Source organism: Streptomyces sp. NPDC054047, assembly GCF_055585065.1.
The window spans coordinates 72,484-91,437 of record NZ_JBVJKV010000001.1 but is presented as its reverse complement, the minus strand read 5'-3'; the positions used below and the strand labels follow the sequence as shown (position 1 = coordinate 91,437).

Here is an 18,954-nt window from a genome sequence, read left to right as displayed (position 1 = left end):
TGAAGAGAGCTAGTCACATGCGCGTCGAGATCTGGTCCGATATCGCCTGTCCCTGGTGTTATGTCGGCAAGGCCCGCTTCGAAAAGGCACTCGCCGCCTTCCCGCACCGCGACGACGTCGAGGTGGTGCACCGCTCCTTCGAGCTCGACCCCTCGCGCGCCAAGGGCGACAGCGGGCTCGTGATCCCGATGCTCGCCAAGAAGTACGGCATGAGCGAGGAGCAGGCCCAGGAGGCCGAGCGGAACCTCGGTGTGAACGCCTCGTCCGAAGGCCTCGACTACCTCACCGAGGGCCGCGACCACGGCAGCACCTTCGACATGCACCGCCTCCTGCACCTCGCCAAGGAGCAGGGCAGGCAGGACGAGCTGATCGGACTCCTCTACCGGGCCAACTTCGCCGAGGAGCGCTCCGTCTTCGACGACGACGAGCGCCTCGTGGAGCTCGCGGTCGAGGCCGGTCTCGACGCGGACGAGGCCCGCGCGGTCCTCGCGGACCCCTCCCGGTACGCCGACGACGTACGCACCGACGAGCGCGAGGCCGCCGAGCTCGGCGCGAACGGCGTGCCGTTCTTCGTCCTGGACCGTAAGTTCGGCGTCTCCGGGGCCCAGCCCGCCGACGTCTTCGCGCAGGCCCTGGAGCAGGCGTGGGGCAGCCGCTCGCCGCTCACCACCCTCGCGGAGGGCGACGCGTGCGGTCCCGACGGCTGCGAGGTCCCGCAGCCGGGCGCCAAGGACGCGTAGGCGCCCGCTGACCGGCCGGTTCCGGACATCGGCGATGGACGTGGGCGGGAACGGGCGCGAGAGTTGATCCCATGGGGATCATCAACGGCGCCGAGTTCGCGCCCACGTCGACGTATCTGAACACCGCGAGCTGCGGCCTGCTGCCCGCCCGGGCCGTCGCGGCCGTCCAGGGCCTCGCGGCCGAGAACGGCGCGGGCAGACGCGGCGGGGCGGGTGACTTCGGGGTCGTGCAGGCCGCCCGCGAGTCCTTCGCGCGGATCGTCGGCGTGCCGCACGCGCGCGTGGCCACCGGCGGCTCGGTCGCCGTGCACGCGGGGCTGATCGCCGCGTCCCAGCGGCCCGGCTCCGAAGTCCTCTTCCCCGAGGGCGACTTCAGCTCGATCATCAACCCCTTCGTGGTGCGCGGCGACCTCAAGATCCGCTATGCGCCCCTGGAGGGCCTCGCCGAGGCGATCCGCCCCACCACGGCTCTCGTCGTGTACTCCGCCGTGCAGTCGGCCGACGGCCGTCTCGCCGACGACCCGGCGGTGCGCGAGGCCGCCGCCGCCCACGGCGCCCGCACCCTCAACGACGCCACGCAGGCCGCGGGCTGGCTGCCCTTCGACGCGAGTCTGTACGACTACACCGTCACCGGCGCCTTCAAGTGGCTGCTCTGCCCGCGCGGCACCTCCTTCCTGACGGTGAGCGAGGAGGCGCAGGAGTCCCTCGTGCCGCTGCACGGCGGCTGGCTCGCGTCGGCGGACTCCTGGAACTCCACGTACGGCCCGCTCTCGGAACTGGCCCCAGGCGCCCGCCGTTTCGACGAACCCCCCGCCTTCCTCGCCTACCACGGGGCGGCACAGGGCCTGGCGTACCTGGAGGAGGCCGGCATCGAGGCGGTGCACGCCCACGACACGGCGCTGGCGGCCCGCTACCGCTCGGGCCTGGCGGAGCTGGGCCACGAGCCGGTGCCCGGCGCGTCCCCCATCGTCTCGGTCCCCGGACTCGCCGACAGGGAGCCGGAGTTGAGCCGCGCCGGGATCATCGCGTCCGCACGGGCGGGACACCTGCGAGCCTCGTTCCATCTGTACAACACAGAGGCGGACGTGGACCGAATCCTCGACGTGCTCTCCGGCTGAACCCTGGCGCGCCGGGCGGCGGGGCGCTAGGAAGGCATGACGGGGTGGCCTCACGAGGCGGTGGTGTCAGTGGCTCAGCAGCCTTATCGGGAAGCCGACCTGCACCAGCGCCTGGTGTACGGCGACGAGACGGCTCTCGCCGAGGCCTACGACGAGTACGGCACCCTCGTCCACCGCATCGCGGGACGCGTCACCCGCAGCCCCGCCGCGGCGGAGGACGTCGCCCAGGAGGTCTTCGCCCATCTCTGGTCGAGGCCCTACGCGTTCGACGCGCGGCGGGGGAGCCTGCGCACCTGGCTGTGCATGCTCGCGCATCGGCGGGCGGTGGACTGGGTACGCGGCGAGGAGCGCCACCGCAAGGCGGCCCACGCCGACGACGCGACCCTGCACACGATCCCCACCCCGGACCCGCCCCCGGAAGACGTGGTCATGGCACGAGAACGCTCCCTGCTCCTGCATTCCGCACTGGCGAGACTGCCGCTCCCGCAGCGCCAGGTGGTGCACCTGGCGTACTTCGCGGGCTGCACGTACCGCCAGGCGGCGGTGGAGCTGGGCATTCCGGAGGGCACGGCGAAGACGCGCCTGCGCACGGCGCTGCGCAGACTGGCAGAAGCCCTGGCGGACCCACCCGATCCACCCGACCCATCCGACCCATCGGCACTTGCCGACGCACCAGGCGAAAGAGGCGCGTGATGACCACGGATCACGAAGCCGTACGTGAACTTCTCGGGGCCTGGGCCGTCGGCGCGCTCATGCCGGGCGACGAGCGGACGGTGGCTCCGCACATCGCCGACTGCGACCCGTGCGCGGCGGAGGCGACGCGGCTGCGGGCGGTGGTACGGGACCTGGACGGCCCGCCCCTCACCGCAGGGGCCGCCCCCGCCGACCGGGGCCTCGCCCTGGCCCTGCGCACCCGCCCCCCGGCTTCCCGTGCGGCTGCGCACGCGGCGCCGTACGCCGCTGCCGTGTCCGGACTCCAGGCGCTGCTGGGGGAGTTGGCGCAGGACGGGCCCTGGGGGACGCCTGTCGTGCACGACTGGGACGTCCACGACACGGTCGCGCACCTGCTGGCGGCGGACGAGCCGCTGGCCGTGTGCCTGGGCCTGCGGGCGCCTTCGGTGTGGGACGGCGTGGACGGGACGCCCTGGCGGGTCACGTGGGCGGCGCGTACGGAGGAGTCCCTGGCCCGGGAGCGGCTCCGTGCCCCGGTGGAGACGATCGCCTCCTGGCGGAGCCAGGCGACGGCCCTGCTCTCCAGCCCCGAGGCGCACGACGCGGAACTGGCGGGCCGGGCAACGACCCTGATGGGCGCCAGGCTGCCGCTGTCGGACCACTTCCTGGTGCGGGCCTTCGAGGCGTGGGTGCACACGGAGGACATCGGCCGGGCCCTGGACATGCCGGTCCCGCCGCCGTTGACGCCGCACCTCTGGCAACTGGTGCGCCTGGCGGTACGCATCCTGGACCGGGCCCTGGGCACGAAGGCACCGGCCGTCGCGCTGACCGTCGCGGGGGAGGGCGGCGAGGTGTCGTGGATCCTGGGCAGCGGGGCGGAGCCGGTGAGCGCGGAGCTGGTCCTGGACCCGGTGGACTTCTGCCTGCTCATGGGCGGCAGGGTGGACCCCGCGGAGGTCCCGAGGGGAATCTCGGGCAACGAGCCGGCCGCGCACCAGGTCCTGACCCGAGCGGCTTCCCTGGCCTGGCTCTAACCTCCCCCCGCCAACTACCCCGAACCGAACAAACCTCTCCCACCCACCCGCCCGATCACCCCGCAGCACCCCCTCACCGAACAGGCCTTTCCCGCCCACCCGCCCGATTGCCCCGCAGCGGCCAGCGACTACCCGCAGTCGGGAGCGCTCGGGAGGGGACGTGCCGGTATGTCCGCCCGGAGCACGGTTCGCGGCGCTCCGGGGCCGCAGCGGCCGGGCGGCCACCGGACGATGGCGAGGACGGACATACCGGCGCGGCCCCGCCCCCAGGGCGGACCGAGGCCCGCACCCCGCACCCCGTCCAGGCGGCCCCCGGACGATGGCGAGGACGGACATACCGGCGCGACACCGTACCCACACACGGAGGGCCCCGTACCCCGCACCCCGCCCCCCCCGGGGCCTACGCCCCCTCGCAGTCCGCCGTCTCTGTGCACAAGTTCAGCGCCACCCGCCCCAACAGCCGCGCCAGCTCCGCCCGGTCCTCCCCGCTCAGGCCCGCCAGCGTGTACTCCTCCAGTTCCCCCCACGCCAGCTCCACCTCCGCCAGCAGCCCGCAGCTCGAAGGCGTCGGCTCGACCAGGACCGCGCGGCGGTCCGCCGGGTCCGGGCGGCGCTGGACGTGGCCGGACTGCTCCAGGCGCTGCAGCATCTTGGTGACCGTCGACGGGTCGAGGTCGACCGCCTTGATCAGGTCCGACTGACGTACGGGCCCGGCCTCCCAGAGGTGCATCATCACGAACTCCTGGCCGGGATAGAGCCCGAGCCGCTTCAGCACCTTGCCCGCCGCGATCCGGTGCAGCCGGGCCACCCGGCTCACGGTGTGGCTGACGGGCCCCCGCCGCGCCGCGGCGGGGGGCTTGGTACAGGCGGGGTCGGCCGAACCCTTCATCGGGACTCCTCGGTCCTCGTCGGAAAGCGTGCTCCTCCAAATTAGCTTGGTCGGCCAAGGAATAAGTTGCAGTGGCGCCCGGTTGGGTTACTTGGCCGACCAATAAAGCAAGCCGCACCGTTCCTCTGGGAGTACGTGATGACCACCGCGTTCGACTCGCTCGACCTCTCCGGCGCCCTGCTCGGCAACCGCATCGCCATGGCCCCCATGACCCGCAACCGCGCGGGCGCCGGCGGCACCGCCACGGAGCTCACCGCCGAGTACTACGCCCAGCGCGCCTCCGCCGGCCTGATCATCACGGAGGGCATCCAGCCCTCCGCCATAGGCCAGGGCTATCCGGACACCCCGGGCCTGCACTCCGCCGAGCAGGTCGAGTCCTGGCGCAAGGTCACGACCGCCGTCCACGCCGCTGGCGGCAAGATCTTCGCCCAGATCATGCACACCGGCCGCATCGGCCACCCCGTACTGCTCCCCGACGGCCAGGTGAACGTGGCCCCATCGGCCGTCGCCGCCCAGGGGCAGGTCTACACCGCCGAGGGCCTGAAGGACTTCGTCACGCCCCGGGAGCTGACCGGCGACGAGGTCCGCGCCACCATCGGCGACTTCGTGACCGCGGCCCGCAACGCGATCGACGCGGGCTTCGACGGAGTCGAACTCCACGGCGCCAACGGCTACTTGATCCACCAGTTCCTGGCCCCCGGCTCCAACCGGCGCACCGACGAATGGGGCGGCACCCCCGAGAACCGCATCCGTTTCGCGGTCGAGACCGCGCGGGCCGTCGCCGCCGAGATCGGCGCCGCCCGCACCGGCCTGCGCCTCTCCCCGGGCAACCCCTTCAACGACATCTCCGAGCCGCAGGCCGAGCTGGAGGCGACGTACACCGCCCTGGTGAAGGAGCTGAGCGCCCTGGACCTGGCGTACCTGCACGTCATGGAGGTGGGCCCGATCCGCGACCTGGTGACCACCCTGCGCGCGAGCTTCAACGGGCCCTTCATCCTGAACCCGGATACCGAGGGTCCCACGGGCGCCGACGCGCTCGCCCTCGTCGAGGACGGCACCGCGGACATCGTGTCGTTCGGCGCGCTGTTCCTGGCCAACCCCGACCTGCCGGCCCGCCTCAAGGCCGAAGGCCCGTACAACACGCCTGACACGTCGACGTTCTACGGCGGCACGGAGAAGGGCTACACGGACTACCCGGCGCTGTAACCCCGCAGCGAGCACGCGGCACCGGCCCGAACCCAAGCGCGGCCCGACCTCAAGCATGGCCCGAACCCAAGCATGGCCCGGCACCCCCAGGTGCCGGGCCAACTCTCTTACAAGATTGCTTACTTCACCGGAGTGAAGTCCCGAGCCCCAATGTAATCCGGCCGCCGGACCGGCGCCGAGAACGGCTCCACCGCGGTGTTCTCCACACTGTTGAACACGATGAAGACGTTGCTGCGCGGGAACGGCGTGATGTTGTCCCCCGAACCGTGCATGGCATTGCAGTCGAACCAGGTCGCGGAGCCGGCCTCACCGGTGAAGAGCCGGATGCCGTGGTCCGAGGCGAGGCTGGTCAGCGTCTCGTTCGACGGAATGCCCGCGTCCTGCATCTGCAGGGACCGCTTGTAGTTGTCCTTCGGCGTCGCGCCTTCACAGCCGAGGAACGTCTTGTGCGACCCCGGCATGATCATGAGGCCGCCGTTGGTGTCGTGATTCTTGGTGAGCGCGATGGAGACGGAGACGGTCCGCATGTTCGCGAGCCCGTCCTCGGCGTGCCAGGTCTCGAAGTCCGAGTGCCAGTAGAACCCCGTGGCTCCGAAGCCCGGCTTGACGTTGATCCGGGACTGGTGGATGTAGACGTCGGAACCCAGGATCTGCCGGGCCCTGCCCACCACCCTCGGGTCGGCTGCGAGCTTGGCGAACAGCTCGCTGATCTTGTGCACCTCAAAGATCGTGCGGATTTCCTGGGAACGCGGCTCCACGATGGACCGGTCGTCCGCCCGCATCGTGGGGTCATCGATCAACCGCGCGAGCTCGGCGTGGTAGACGCTCACCTCGTCCGGGGTGATGAGCTGGTCGATCGCCAGGAAACCGTCCCGTTCGAACCCCGCCAGTTCATCGGCCTCGATCGGCCCCGGCGTACCCGGCTCGGACCACACGACGGGGTCCTTGCGCTCGATGAGGACCTCTTCGGTGCCTCGTGTCGGGTACAGATCGGCGGTGCGTTCGGGTGCGGTGGTCATGGTGTTGCCTGCCTCTCCTCTCGTACGGCCCTTTCCGGGATGTATACCCCCGCCGCCCAGAGGAAGAGGGCGGCGGGGGAGATTCAGGGGGCGTGCCTCAGCTCTGCGTGCGGAGCCGGAGCTCAAGCCCGACTTTCCGTACTCAGGCCGTTTCCGGCTCCGTGAGCAGCGGGTACACGCCGTTCTCGTCGTGGTCCTCACGACCCGTGACGGGCGGGTTGAAGACACAGATGCAGTGGAAGTCCTCCTTGATCCGCATCGTGTGCTTCTCGTGCCCGTCGAGCAGGTACATGGTCCCCGGAGTGATCGTGTACTTCTCGCCGGTCGTGTCGTCGGTCAGCTCGGCCTCACCCTTGGTGCACACGACGGCCTCGATGTGGTTGGCGTACCACATGGACGTCTCCGTACCCGCGTACAGGATGGTCTCGTGGACCGAGAAGCCCACCCGCTCCTTGGCGAGGACGATGCGCTTGCTCTCCCAGGTGCCCGAGGCGGACTTGACGTGCCGGTCGGTGCCTTCAATGTCCTTGAACGAACGGACGATCACGGTGACTTGGTTCCTTTTCTCTTACGGGGGTGAAGACGCGGCCCGAGAGCCGCCCGGGCGGTGCGCGCACGCACCGCCCGGGCAGCTACCCGCACCGATCAGGCGGTCTCGCGCACCGCACGGGCGAGCGTGCGCAGTCCCTCGTCCAGCTCGTCGGCGGTGATCGTCAGCGCCGGAAGGAGCTTGACGACCTCGCTCTCGGGGCCGGAGGTCTCGATGAGCAGGCCGAGTTCGAAGGCCCGCTTGGCGATGGCGCCGGCGCGCGACTTGTCCAGGAACTCCATGCCCCAGACCAGGCCGCGGCCGCGGTACTCCTTGATGGCGCCGGGGTTCTCGTCGACGATCGCCTTGAACGCCTCCTCGACCTGCTCGCCGCGGGCCCGGGTCTGCTTCTCCATGGCCGGGCCGTCGGACCAGTAGGTCTCCAGGGCGGCGGCGGCCGTGACGAACGCCGGGTTGTTGCCGCGGAAGGTGCCGTTGTGCTCGCCCGGCTCCCAGATGTCCAGCTCGGGCTTGAACAGGGTCAGCGCCATCGGCATGCCGTAGCCGCTGATGGACTTGGACACCGTCACGATGTCCGGCGTGATGCCCGCCTCCTCGAAGGAGAAGAACGCGCCGGTACGGCCGCAGCCCATCTGGATGTCGTCGACGATGAGGAGCATGTCCCAGCGCTCGCACACGTCGGCGAGCTTGCGCAGCCACTCGGCACGGGCGACGTTGATGCCGCCCTCGCCCTGGACCGTCTCGACGATCACGGCGGCGGGCTGGTTGAGGCCGGAACCCTGGTCCTCGAGCAGACGCTCGAACCAGACGAAGTCGGGGGTGGTGCCCTCGAGGTAGCGGTCGAAGGGCATCGGCGTGCCGTGCACCAGCGGGATGCCGGCGCCGGCGCGCTTGAACGCGTTGCCGGTCACCGCGAGCGAGCCGAGCGACATGCCGTGGAACGCGTTCGTGAACGACACGATCGACTCGCGGCCCTTGACCTTGCGGGCCAGCTTCAGCGCGGACTCGACGGCGTTGGTGCCCGTCGGGCCCGGGAACATGACCTTGTACGGCAGGTCGCGCGGGCGCAGGATGATGTTCTGGAACGACTCCAGGAACGCGCGCTTGGCGGTCGTCGACATGTCGAGGCCGTGGACGACGCTGTCGCGCTCCAGGTAGTCGATCAGGGCGCGTTTGAGGACCGGGTTGTTGTGGCCGTAGTTGAGCGAGCCGGCCCCGGCGAAGAAGTCGAGGTACGAGTGGCCGTCCTCGTCGAACATGCGGCTGCCCTGCGCACGGTCGAAGACAGTGGGCCAACCGCGGCAGTAGCTGCGCACCTCCGACTCCAGGGTCTCGAAGACGCTCAGGTCGGGCTGGGTGATGGTCACAGCAGATCTCCTGGGAGATGGAAAGACTTGGGAGGTGGGGGGTGACGGGTGGTGCGTGGGGGGAACGGCGGAACTCAGCCGACCGGCTCGACCGGTTCGATCTGCGCGACTTTCCCGGTCTGTGCGATCGGCTCGATCAGGAACAGGACCTCGGGCTCGTGCCCCTCCTCGGGGAAGAGTCCGGCGTCGAAGAGCACCGTGCGCTCGACAGACGCTCCGTGGCGCTGTGCGTATGAGGTGAAGAGCCGCTCGGACGGGGTGTTGTCCGGCGTGATGGTCGTCTCGACCGAGACCAGCTCCCGGTCGGCGGCGACCTTGGCGGTCAGACCGTCGAGCAGCGCACCGGCGAGGCCGCGGCCTCGGTGCGCCTGGTCGACGGCCACCTGCCAGACCACCAGGGTGCGCGGCCGCTCGGGCCGGATGTAGCCGGTGATGAACCCCGCGGGCTCACCCTTGGCGTCCCTGGCCACCACGGAGGTCGCCGCGAAGTCGCGGCACCACAGCAGGTAGCTGTACGAGGAGTTGAGGTCCAACACCTTCGAGTCGCGGGCGATCCGCCAGATCGCGGCGCCGTCGGCGACGTCGGGGGTGTCGAGGCGCAACCCCTCGGGCATTTCCAGGGAATTCGCTAGCAGGTCGGTCGGTAGATCGGCTTGTGCAGCGGTCATGCGGATTGAATTTACCGAGCAATTTCTTTAATTGCATCGCCGGGAGGGGTTACGTCGAAGCGGCTCTTGTGTTATCACGCGGGGGTGCGCGCCCGCAGGAATCCCCGGCGGTTTGGCCTGATTTGATGGGGTCATACGGCATATACCGGGCGTGATGTGGAGTACGTCACAGAACCGTAACTCCCACGAAGCCTGTCCGAATTGTGAGACTTGATGCTGTCGAAACCTTAGTGTTTAGGTCTCCGGAAAGCGGGCAGAAGAATACGGGAAGCTGTGCTGATAAAGTGGATAAAGAAGCGGTGAGAATGCGTCCGTGAATTTACGTAGCGTATTTACGGCCCCGTCACTCCGTCGATTCCCTCCCTGAGGAGATCGGCGTGACCGTTGTGCCGTGCGTACTCCTCGACGAGGTGGACCAGGATCCAGCGCAGGCTGACCTCGGTGCCGCCCGCCACGGCCGCCTCCCGCTCGCTCAGCCGCCCGACGTCGTCCAGCGACCGTCCCGCGCAGAGTTCCCTGCTCACCGCCACCTCGCGCCGCCACACGGCCAGGGCCTGGTCGCACGTCCGCTCCGGGTCCAGGGCGAAGCCTCCGGCAGCGTCTCCGTACACCGGCGGCACGTCCCGCCCGGCGAGTACCCGCTGGAACCAGTTCCGCTCCACCTCGGCCAGATGCTGCACGAGACCGAGCAGGGTGAGCGACGACGACGGGACCGAAGCGATACGGGTCTGTGCGTCGTCGAGCCCTTCGCACTTCACCGCGAGGGTCCCGCGATGGAAATCGAGCCAGCCCGCCAGCATCGCCGGCTCGCCGTCGGTGAGCCCGGGAACGGGGCGGCCGTCCGGAAGCGTGGTCATGGCGGTCACGCTGCCACGCCGGCCGCTTCGGACGGCCGCTGTTCGCTGTGAGCTTGGGGACGGGCCAGGGGTGGACCGCCCAGGGAGGGCAGGGTAGACGCGGACGGGCCAGGGACGGCCAGGGGCGGAGGGGCGCCTACTGCCAGGCGGCCGTCACCGCGCGCCGCGCCGCTTCGAGGTCGACCGCGAGCCCGGCCTCGCCCATCGCGGCGCCCAGGGCGGCCAGCGATGCGTGCACGACGCCACGGGTCGCGTCCGGACCGTAGTGGTTCACCCGGATCATCTCCTTGGCCAGCGCGCCACCACCGGCGACCAGCGGAAGCACCGGGTCCGCCGCGATCGCCTTGGCGACGAGCTGGGAGGCGTCCACCCCGGCCGGGGCCCGCAGCGTCGTGGCGACCGGAGCGGCGTCCCGCGCCTCATGGACGTACGGCACCAGGCCGCCGCCCAGGGCGATCGCGCCCGCACGGGTCGCGGCGGCGGCGGTGGCGTGCCGCGCCATCAGCGCGTCCAGGCCCTCCGCCTCGATGCGCTCCACGCACGCTTCCAGGGCGAGCATCTCCAGCTGGGCCGGGGCGTGCAGCAGGGCCTTGCGCCCGCCGTCGATCCAGCGCTCCTTCCAGTCCAGGAGGGAGAGGTAGGAGCGGCGCGGCGCCTGCGGGTTGGCGGCGAGGCGCGACCAGGCCCGCTCGCTCACGGAGACGGCCGAGACGCCCGCGGGGCCGCCCATCGCCTTCTGCGCGCCGATCACGCACAGGTCCACGCCCCACGCGTCCGGAAGCAGCGGCTCCGCAGCCACCGACGCGACGGCGTCCAGCATGAAGAGGGCGCCGTGCTCGCGTACGACCTCACCGATCTCGGCGACGGGATTGGTGTTGCCCGTCGCGGCCTCGGCATGGACGAGCGAGACGAAGTCGATCTCGGGGTGCGCGGCGAGCGCCTCGCGGACCTGCTCGGCCGTCACGGCGGTGTGGAAGGGGACGGCGAGATCGACGACCGTCGCACCGCAGTCCCGCAGCCAGTTCCCGAAGGTCTGCCCGTAAGGGCCCGTGATGACGTTCAGGGCGGTCGTGCCGGGCTGCGCCGCACCCCGGATACAGCCCTCCAGGGGAAGCAGCGCCTCGCCCTGCATGATCACGACGTCCTGGTCGGTGGAGAGCAGCCCGGCGACGCGCTCCTCGATGGAGGCGAAGTGCTGGGCACTCAGGGGTGCCAGGTCAAGGAAGGGGTGCGTCACGGTGCTGCTCACTTCGCTCACGAGTTCGTTCGGGCTGCCGGTCCGAGCGTACCGACAGGCTCCTAAGCTGCTGTACATGAGCGATCACACGGTGCTGCACGTGAAGGGGCGGGTGCTCGTCGGCCCGGACGAGGTCCGGGACGAATTGTGGGTGGTCGGGGGCCGGGTGACGTACGACCGCCCGTCGGCGGCGCCGGACGTCACGATCCAGGGCTGGACGCTCCCCGGCCTGGTCGACGCGCACTGCCACGTGGGCCTGGACACGCACGGACCGGTCGAGGCGGACGTCGCGGAGAAGCAGGCGCTGACCGACCGCGAGATCGGCACCCTCCTGATCCGCGACGCGGGCTCCCCGTCCGACACCCGCTGGATCGACGACCGCGAGGACCTCCCGAAGATCATCCGGGCGGGCCGCCACATCGCGCGCACGCGCCGCTACATCCGCAACTACGCCCATGAGATCGAGCCTTCCGACCTCGTCGCGTACGTCGCCCAGGAGGCCGGGCGCGGCGACGGCTGGGTCAAGCTGGTCGGCGACTGGATCGACCGCGAGGCGGGCGACCTGACGGCGTGCTGGCCCAGGCCCGAGGTGGAGGCGGCGATCGCCGAGGCGCACCGGCTGGGCGCGCGGGTGACGGCGCACTGCTTCGCCGAGGATTCCCTGCGGGACCTGGTGGAGGCGGGCATCGACTGCATCGAGCATGCCACGGGCCTCACCGAGGAGACCATTCCGCTCTTCGCCGAGCGGGGCGTCGCGATCGTGCCGACGCTGGTGAACATCGCGACGTTCCCCGCTCTCGCGGACGGCGGCGAGTCGAAGTTCCCGAAGTGGTCGCGGCACATGCGGCGGCTGTACGAGCGGCGCTACGACACGGTGCGGGCCGCGTACGACGCGGGCGTGCCGGTGTACGCGGGCACGGACGCGGGCGGTTCGCTGGCCCACGGCCTCGTCGCCGCCGAGGTGGCGGAGCTGCGGCTCGCCGGTATCCCGGCGGTGGACGCCCTGTCGGCGACGACGTGGGGGGCGAGGTCCTGGCTGGGGCGGCCGGGCCTGGTGGAGGGGGCGCCTGCGGACCTGGTGGTGTACGAGGCCGATCCCCGGGAGGACGTGGGGGTGTTGGCGGCGCCGCGGAGGGTCGTGCTGAACGGGAGGGTCGTGGGGTAGCTGGCGCGCCAGTTCCTACAGTGTGTGAGGGGCGGGGGGCTGATGGTGGAACCCCGTTTCAGGACGGGGCAGGGCTGGGGGAGTTGGGGAGCTGAGTCAGTTCGGGGAGCTGGGGAGCTGAGTCAGTTCGGGGAGTTGGGGGAGTTGGGGGTGTTCGGGGGGTTCGGGGAGTTGGGGGAGAAGAAGCCCTCGGCCGCCAAGACCGGCACCCTCTCCGAAGCTCCCGACTCCACGGCCACCGCGACATCCTCCGCGAAGCCGGAGGCCCGCAGCTCCCGCCCCGACGCGCAGTCGGCGACCGCCGACGCGACATCCGCACAGGACGCGTACGAGGCGGCCGCCACGGCGGCCTCCGGCGAGACCCGGGCTCCGTTCACGGCGAAGCCGGCGGCGGCGGTGGCGGCAGCGGCGGTGACCGCAGGGACGGCGGCAGCGGCGACCGCAGAGGCGACCGCGGAGATGATCGCCCCCGCCCCCAGCAGATCCTCCAGGGCGGGGCGCAGGCTCCCCTCGGCCCACCGCTCACCCGCGGCGACCACGGTAACCGGCCGCTCAGGCCCCCCGTACCCCTGACCCGCGAGCCAACTCCCCACCGCCGCGGCGTTCCTGAGGCACCCCGCGACCACCGTGCCGGACGTACCTGCCGCGGCGGCGATCGCCGACCCGTTGGGCGAGGGCAGCACCAGGCGGGGCGTGAAGGGTGCCAGGCGCAGGGCGGCGGGGGAGAGGGACCACGGCGATTCGGCGGTCACCGCCCGCCGCCCCACCGCCAGTTCGGCTTCCCGCTCGGCGGCGAAAGCGACGGCGCTCTCGTCCCTCCACGCGTACGGGAAGACCTTCGTCCCGGCGTCCACGGCGACGGACACCGCCGTCGTGAACGACAGCACGTCGACGACGACCAGGCACGCCACGTCACCGGCCGCCATGAGCCGCCGGGCCCCCTCGGGTCCCCACTCGAACCGCACCCCGTACTCGCCCTGCGCGGACCATTCCTCGCCGCTCGCCCGTTGCGTCTGCTGCATCTTCCCCATGTGCCTCATATTGACGGAGCGTTACGCGCGAGGCCCTTGGTTCGTTGCACATGATTCGGCCACGATCCAGCTGTCGATCGATATGTTCGAGCCAGGGAGTTGCTCAGGTGGCTGGAGGGAACGTCCGTGCCGAAAGATTCGAAAGCAGGGGCGGAAACCTCCCTTTGGAGTGAACTCACGCTTGGTCGCTGGCTATTCACTCTCAGTGCGTAAAGATTCCCCCTGTCGATGTTGCCGGTGTCGCGCTCAAGCGATGTCCCCATCCAGCGAAGCGCGAGGCTTCCGGCGACTCCGTAACTCTTGTGGGGGTTCCACCACCTTGAACAGCAATGCCTTCCGCCTGCCCGCACGCCGTCTTGGCGTGATCGCCACCGCCACGGCCCTCGTCGCGGGACCCATGGCGCTCGCCACCGCGGGCACCGCCTCGGCGACGGGCGGCGACAAGGGCCGGGCGAACGCCGTCGTGCTGCGCACCGGGCTCGACGTGTCCTTGCTCAACAAGACCCTGAACGTCCCGCTCAGGGTCTCGCTCAACGAAGTACAGGCGCCGGCCAGCGCCGAGAAGACCGCGCTCACCGCCGAGCTGGACGGGATCGACGGCGGTCGGCCGTTCAGCGTGCTGCGGGCGGACGTCGCCACCGCGAAGGCGACCGTCGAGAAGGGGAAGGCGGAGGGGTACAGCAACATCGCGCGGGCCAAGGTGCATGTGCCGGGTCTGCCGCTGCTGTCCCTGATCGAGGTCGAGCAGGTGACGTCCAAGGCGGTCTGCGCGGCGGGCAAGCGGCCCGTCGCCGAGGCGAACCTGCTGGGCGGCGTGACGGTGCTCGGCAAGAAGGTCACGCTGTCGGCGGGCGGCACGACCCAGGTGACGGTGCCGGGGGTCGGGGAGGTGCGGCTCGACCTGTCGAAGACGCACACGACTTCGCGTACGGCGGCGGCGACCGCGCTGGAGCTGAAGGTGTCCGTGAACCCCCTGAAGCTGAACGTCGCGGAGGTGGAGGGCACGGTGACGCTGGCGGGCGCGTCGTGCGAGACACCGGCGGCAGCCGCGAAGCCGGAGCCTTCGGCGCCGGTGAAGCCGCAGGGCGGAGCGGAGGAGAAGCCGGTCGTCGCGAAGCCGGAGAAGCCGGCCGAGGCGAACCTCGCCGAGACCGGCGGCAACTCGTCCACGCCGTACCTGGTGGGCGGCGGAGCGGCCCTGCTCGCCGCGGGCGGCGGAGCACTGGTATTGGCCCGCCGGACGCGGAAGGGCTGAGGCGGGGGCTCCCTGCGGGCATTCTGGGGCTCCGCCCCAGACCCCGCTGCTCAAACGCCGGACGGGATGGATGGTTCCAGCCCGTCCGGCGTTTGAGGACGAACTCGGCGGAGACGGTGATCGACGGCAACCAAGGCCCCTGCGCCGAGCGGGTTTTCGGGAAGGGGCGGGGTTGGGGAGAGGAAAGAGCCCTAGCTCCCCAACACCTCCCTCAAGACCCCAAGAAGCCGATCCGTGGTCCCCCGGTCCCGCACCGCCACCCGAAGCCACTCATCCCCGAGCCCCGGAAACGTATCGCCACGCCGCAAGGCGAACCCCCGCTCCCGCAGGCGTTCGCGGAGGGCGGGGGCCTCGGGGGCCCGCAGCAGGATGAAGGGCCCCTCGGCGTCCTCCAGGGCCCGCACCCCGCAGGGGGCGAACTCCCGGAGCCCGTCCAGGAGATAGGCCCGATCGGCGGCGATCTGCAGAGCCGCGGCAGAAGCCTCCCGAAGCGCCGCAGGCGCCACGCAGACCTCCGCCGCCACAAGCGCGGGAGAAGAAACCGGCCACAAGGGCTGCGCCGCAGCCAGCGTCGCGATCGTCTCCGGCTCCGCCAGGACGTAGCCGATCCGCAGCCCCGCAAGACCCCACGTCTTGGTGAGGCTCCGCAGCACCACCAGACCCGGTACGTCCGTACGGTCCGCCAGCGCCTCCCGCTCACCCGGCACCGCGTCCATGAACGCCTCGTCCACCACCAACACCCGTCCGGGCCGGGCAAGTTCGGCGATCGACTCGGCCGGGTGGAGCACCGACGTCGGGTTCGTCGGATTGCCGATCACGACCAGATCGGCGCCCTCCGGGACCACCGCCCCCGTGAGGCGGAACCCGTCCTCCTCACGCAGCAGAACCCGCCCCACCACATGCCCCGCGTCCCGCAGCGCCGCCTCGGGCTCGGTGAACTGCGGGTGCACCACCACCGGCTGACGCACCTTCAGGGCGCGCGCGAGCAGTACGAACGCCTCCGCCGCGCCCGAGGTGAGCAGCACCCGGTCCGGCGTCACGCCGTGCCGGGCGGCCACCGCCGCCCGCGCCGCCCGGCCGTCCGGGTAGGCGGCAAGACCGTCGAGCGAGGCGGCGAGGCGCTGCTTCAGCCAGGCGGGCGGGGTGTTCGCGCGGACGTTCACCGCGAGGTCGGTGAGGTCGCCGGCGCCCCGGACCTCGGCATCGCCGTGGTGCCGCAGGTCCGGTCCGGCCTCGTGTTCGGGTTCGGGTTCAGTGGGAGTGCGCATGAGATCCGTCTTGGTGAAGGTGTCCGTGGTCGTGTCCCTGGCCGTCGTGTCCCTGGCCGTCGTGCCCGCGGCTGAGGCTGTGCCCGCGGCTGAGGCCGTGCCCGCAGTCAAGGCCGTGCCCGAGGCCAAGTGGCCCATCATCGGCGCCCGCCGCCTCCCGATAGCGCTCCATGACGAGGTCGAGCAGCTCCTCCTCGGGGCCGATCACCTCCGCCGAGCGCACCTCGATCTCCGGATGCGCCGCCGCCCAGCCCTCCGTCTGCTGGAGGAGCCGCTCCGGCAGGGCGCCGGTGAACAGGAAGTAGGGCAGGACCACGATCCGCTTCGCGCCCAGGAGTACGCAGCGGTCGAGGCCCCACGGCACGTCCGGCGCCGCGAGCGACACGAACGCCGTCTCCACACCCGCGTATCCGCGCCCCTCCCACAGCAGCCGGGCCGCCCGGTGGACCTCGGCGTTGGCGTCCGGGTCGGTCGAACCGGGACCCACGAGCAGGACCGTGACGTCGGCGCGGTCCTGGGGCGTGCGGGCGGCGCCGCCGAGCGCCTCGTCCAGGCGGCGGCCGAGGACCTTCAGGAGCGAGGGGTGCGGGCCGAGCGGGCGGCCGCAGGTGTAGGAGATGCCGGGGTGGCGCTCCTGCTCGCGGGTGAGCGCCGCGGGGATCTCGCCCTCGGCGCGCGCGGTGGGCGCCAGCGTCAGCGGTACGGCCGCGAAACGTTTCACGCCCCGCTCGACGAGGCCGGTGACCGCGTCCCCCAGCGGTGGGGGCGATGGTTCGACGAAGCCCCCGGCGACCGGGAGTTCGGGGTTGCGGCGGGCGAGCTCCTGCACGAAGTCCCGGAAGGCGGCCGCCCCGGCCTCGTCCCTGGTGCCGTGGCCGGCGATGAGCAGTGCGGGCGGGGTGGTCACTCGGCGGACTCCTTGATTGCTTTGCTTGTTTCGTTCAGCTGCGACGCGGACGCGGACGCCGGATGCGGTGTGGACGCGTACGCCGCATGAGGCGCGGACACGAACGGCGCCTCGCATGCGACACGGATCTCGCGGGCCGCTGTGGCGCGCGCCGCAGTGTCCCGGGCCGCAGTAGCACCGACCGTCGTCACAACCGCCTCGGTCATCACCATCGCCTCGACCGTCCCGCCCACCTCACCCGCCCCGCCCACCATCATGCCGACCCGCCCCGGACCGAGCGTCGCACGACCGCGCAGGTCGCCATGGACGCACGTCCTTCCGGCGCCGACTTCCGCTTGGGCACGAGGAGTTCGCCGCCGCCGCACAGCGCGGCGGCCTCCGCCACGGAAGGCGTGCCCACGGCGGCGAGCGGCGCGGCGGAGGGGTTCGGCACGGCGACGCCGGCCAGCTCATCGGCCGAGTACGCCACGACCGGCACCCCGAGCCGCGCCGCCGCCCCGACGACACCGGGTTCCGCGGCCTTCGTGTCGACGGTCGCCAACGCGGTGACCGAGGCCGGGGAGAGCCCCGCGTCCCGGAGGGCGTCCCGGACGAGTCCGGCGACTTCCTCGGCGGGCACCCCCTTGCTCGCGCCGACGCCCACCACGAGGCCGCTCACCGAACGGCCCCCTCGGGCGCGGACGACGAGGGGCGCGTGCCCCACAGCAGGAAGACCGGATTGGCCGCCGCGAGCCGCGAGACCTCACCGGGCAGCGGCGCGAGCCGCGACGACTGGAGCATGACGCCGTCGCACTCGTACCCGGCACCGCTCAGCGCGGCCCGCACCACGGGCACCCGGTCGATCGCAGCCATGGCGACCACGACGGTCCGCCGCGCCCGCCGTGCGCACGCCGTCACTATGGCGGGCAGCTCACGGCCGCCGCCGCCGATGAACACCGCGTCCGGGTCCGAGAGGTCGGAGAGGACCGTGGGCGCCGCCCCGTGCACGGCACGGACGTCGACACCGTGCAGGGCCGCGTTGGCGCGGACGCGCTCCACGCCGTCGAGGGTCTTCTCCACGGCGACGACGGCCGCGCCGAACCGCGCGCACTCCACGGCGACCGAACCCGATCCCGCGCCGATGTCCCACACCAGGTCACCCGTGCGCGGCCCGAGCCGGGCCAGGGCGAGCGCCCGCACCTCGAACTTGGTGATCATCGAGTCGCGGTGGGTGAACTCGTCCTCGTGCAGGGCCCACCGGGTGGGGGAGAGGCGGGGCCCGGCGATGGCGTGCGCGGGCGCGATGGCCCGTTCCTCGTCCAGGCAGAGGACGACGTCCACTCCGGAGCCCCAGTCGCGGCCCGCGGCCTCGGCGGGCGTGACCCGCTCGACGCGCTCGCGCCCCGGGTCGCCGAGGGCGGAGGCGACGACGAGGGTCCGGGAGTCGGTGCGGCGCGTCAGCTCGGCGCCGAGTTCGGCGGGACCGCTGCCGGGGCCGGTCAGGACGGCCACCTTGGGGTGCGCGCGGCAGACGTTCACGGCGGTGCGCAGATCACGCCCGTGCGCGCTCACCACCACCGCGTCGTCCCACGGCAGCCCGATCCGCGCGAAGGCCCCGGCGACGGACGGGACGCCGGGCCGGATGTCGAGCTCGGCGGGCCCGAACCGTTCGGCGAGCGCCCGCACGATCCCGAAGAACCCAGGGTCCCCGGCGGCGAGCACGACGACACCGCCGCCCTCCGTCGCCCCGTCCGCCTTCGCCAGGTGCTCCTCGACGGCGTCGAGCGCCGGGTCCAGCGGCCCGAGCACCACCCGGGCCGTCCCCGGCGGCAGCCGGACGGCGTCGATGTGACGCCGGGCCCCCACGACGAGCCCCGCGGCGCGCACCGCCTCGTGGGCCGCATCGAGGGCCGACGCGTCGAGCGGCGCACCCGTCCCCGTACCGACGACAGTGATCATGAGGCGGCCTTGAACCCTTCGGCGGCGGCCCGC

18 protein-coding genes and 1 pseudogene are annotated in these 18,954 nt (G+C 71.8%); 7 read left to right on the top strand and 12 right to left on the bottom strand.

The annotated features are described in order from the left end of the window. Positions 1-17: 17 nt before the first annotated feature. The 4 genes from ACZ6ZP_RS00465 to ACZ6ZP_RS00450 all read left to right on the top strand — a co-directional run bounded on the left by ACZ6ZP_RS00465 (position 18) and on the right by ACZ6ZP_RS00450 (position 3,564). Positions 18-740 carry a DsbA family oxidoreductase gene (locus ACZ6ZP_RS00465; protein ID WP_361463496.1) on the top strand — a complete coding sequence of 241 codons (723 nt, stop codon included), beginning with the start codon at positions 18-20 and terminating at the stop codon, positions 738-740. 71 nt (positions 741-811) lie between these two features. Further along, complete coding sequence (locus ACZ6ZP_RS00460) at positions 812-1,858, top strand: aminotransferase class V-fold PLP-dependent enzyme (protein WP_469405093.1); 1,047 nt, start codon at positions 812-814, stop codon at positions 1,856-1,858. A 69-nt stretch (positions 1,859-1,927) separates the two neighbouring features. Continuing rightward, complete coding sequence (locus ACZ6ZP_RS00455) at positions 1,928-2,551, top strand: sigma-70 family RNA polymerase sigma factor (protein WP_399978081.1); 624 nt, start codon at positions 1,928-1,930, stop codon at positions 2,549-2,551. After that, entirely contained in the window at positions 2,551-3,564 is a 1,014-nt protein-coding gene (locus ACZ6ZP_RS00450; RefSeq protein WP_469405092.1) for a maleylpyruvate isomerase family mycothiol-dependent enzyme, read from the top strand. Before ACZ6ZP_RS00455 ends, ACZ6ZP_RS00450 begins: the two co-directional genes overlap by 1 nt. 400 nt (positions 3,565-3,964) lie before the next feature. Here the strand turns inward: ACZ6ZP_RS00450 and ACZ6ZP_RS00445 are convergent, their stop codons facing one another. Beyond that, positions 3,965-4,453, bottom strand: coding sequence for a MarR family winged helix-turn-helix transcriptional regulator (locus tag ACZ6ZP_RS00445; protein ID WP_469405091.1), 489 nt, complete (start codon positions 4,451-4,453; stop codon positions 3,965-3,967). Positions 4,454-4,591: 138 nt separating this feature from the next. On the opposite strand from ACZ6ZP_RS00445, the gene ACZ6ZP_RS00440 reads away from it, so the two are divergent. Further along, positions 4,592-5,659 carry an alkene reductase gene (locus tag ACZ6ZP_RS00440; protein ID WP_351161898.1) on the top strand — a complete coding sequence of 356 codons (1,068 nt, stop codon included), beginning with the start codon at positions 4,592-4,594 and terminating at the stop codon, positions 5,657-5,659. A gap of 119 nt (positions 5,660-5,778) precedes the next feature. Here the strand turns inward: ACZ6ZP_RS00440 and thpD are convergent, their stop codons facing one another. From thpD to ACZ6ZP_RS00410, 6 genes are all read right to left on the bottom strand, one after another. Then, positions 5,779-6,678, bottom strand: coding sequence for an ectoine hydroxylase (thpD, locus tag ACZ6ZP_RS00435; RefSeq protein ID WP_351161896.1), 900 nt, complete (start codon positions 6,676-6,678; stop codon positions 5,779-5,781). A gap of 142 nt (positions 6,679-6,820) precedes the next feature. After that, positions 6,821-7,225 (bottom strand): ectoine synthase, encoded by a 405-nt coding sequence (locus ACZ6ZP_RS00430; RefSeq protein WP_351161894.1) that lies wholly within the window; start codon positions 7,223-7,225, stop codon positions 6,821-6,823. Between the two features lie 98 nt (positions 7,226-7,323). After that, a complete protein-coding gene (gene ectB / locus ACZ6ZP_RS00425; RefSeq protein WP_351161892.1) occupies positions 7,324-8,595 on the bottom strand; it encodes a diaminobutyrate--2-oxoglutarate transaminase in 1,272 nt (423 codons plus the stop codon). A gap of 74 nt (positions 8,596-8,669) precedes the next feature. Then, a complete protein-coding gene (ectA, locus tag ACZ6ZP_RS00420) occupies positions 8,670-9,263 on the bottom strand; it encodes a diaminobutyrate acetyltransferase (RefSeq protein WP_351161890.1) in 594 nt (197 codons plus the stop codon). 332 nt (positions 9,264-9,595) lie between these two features. Beyond that, positions 9,596-10,120 (bottom strand): DinB family protein, encoded by a 525-nt coding sequence (locus ACZ6ZP_RS00415; RefSeq protein WP_469405090.1) that lies wholly within the window; start codon positions 10,118-10,120, stop codon positions 9,596-9,598. Between the two features lie 136 nt (positions 10,121-10,256). After that, positions 10,257-11,357, bottom strand: coding sequence for a pyridoxal-phosphate-dependent aminotransferase family protein (locus ACZ6ZP_RS00410; RefSeq protein ID WP_351162496.1), 1,101 nt, complete (start codon positions 11,355-11,357; stop codon positions 10,257-10,259). 76 nt (positions 11,358-11,433) lie between these two features. Here ACZ6ZP_RS00410 and ACZ6ZP_RS00405 point away from each other — a divergent pair, with 76 nt between their 5' ends. Then, on the top strand, positions 11,434-12,522 hold the full coding sequence (locus ACZ6ZP_RS00405) for an amidohydrolase family protein (protein ID WP_351161886.1): 1,089 nt from the start codon (positions 11,434-11,436) through the stop codon (positions 12,520-12,522). 122 nt (positions 12,523-12,644) lie between these two features. Here ACZ6ZP_RS00405 and ACZ6ZP_RS00400 read toward each other — a convergent pair whose 3' ends face one another. Next, entirely contained in the window at positions 12,645-13,553 is a 909-nt protein-coding gene (locus ACZ6ZP_RS00400) for a 2-phosphosulfolactate phosphatase (RefSeq protein WP_469405089.1), read from the bottom strand. A 319-nt stretch (positions 13,554-13,872) separates the two neighbouring features. Between ACZ6ZP_RS00400 and ACZ6ZP_RS00395 the strand changes: the two genes are divergently transcribed. Continuing rightward, positions 13,873-14,808 carry an SCO1860 family LAETG-anchored protein gene (locus ACZ6ZP_RS00395; protein ID WP_469405088.1) on the top strand — a complete coding sequence of 312 codons (936 nt, stop codon included), beginning with the start codon at positions 13,873-13,875 and terminating at the stop codon, positions 14,806-14,808. Between the two features lie 191 nt (positions 14,809-14,999). Here the strand turns inward: ACZ6ZP_RS00395 and cobC are convergent, their stop codons facing one another. The 4 genes and pseudogenes from cobC to cbiE all read right to left on the bottom strand — a co-directional run bounded on the left by cobC (position 15,000) and on the right by cbiE (position 18,921). Then, positions 15,000-16,076: an Rv2231c family pyridoxal phosphate-dependent protein CobC gene (gene cobC / locus ACZ6ZP_RS00390; RefSeq protein ID WP_469405087.1), complete on the bottom strand. Its 1,077-nt coding sequence runs from the start codon at positions 16,074-16,076 to the stop codon at positions 15,000-15,002. Further along, positions 16,060-16,983, bottom strand: coding sequence for a sirohydrochlorin chelatase (locus tag ACZ6ZP_RS00385; protein ID WP_383819848.1), 924 nt, complete (start codon positions 16,981-16,983; stop codon positions 16,060-16,062). Before ACZ6ZP_RS00385 ends, cobC begins: the two co-directional genes overlap by 17 nt. Positions 16,984-17,248: 265 nt before the next feature. Then, positions 17,249-17,632 (bottom strand): annotated as a pseudogene (locus ACZ6ZP_RS00380) (cobalamin biosynthesis protein); the annotation flags it as partial. Between the two features lie 5 nt (positions 17,633-17,637). Then, positions 17,638-18,921, bottom strand: coding sequence for a precorrin-6y C5,15-methyltransferase (decarboxylating) subunit CbiE (cbiE, locus tag ACZ6ZP_RS00375; RefSeq protein WP_366463346.1), 1,284 nt, complete (start codon positions 18,919-18,921; stop codon positions 17,638-17,640). Positions 18,922-18,954: the final 33 nt, after the last annotated feature.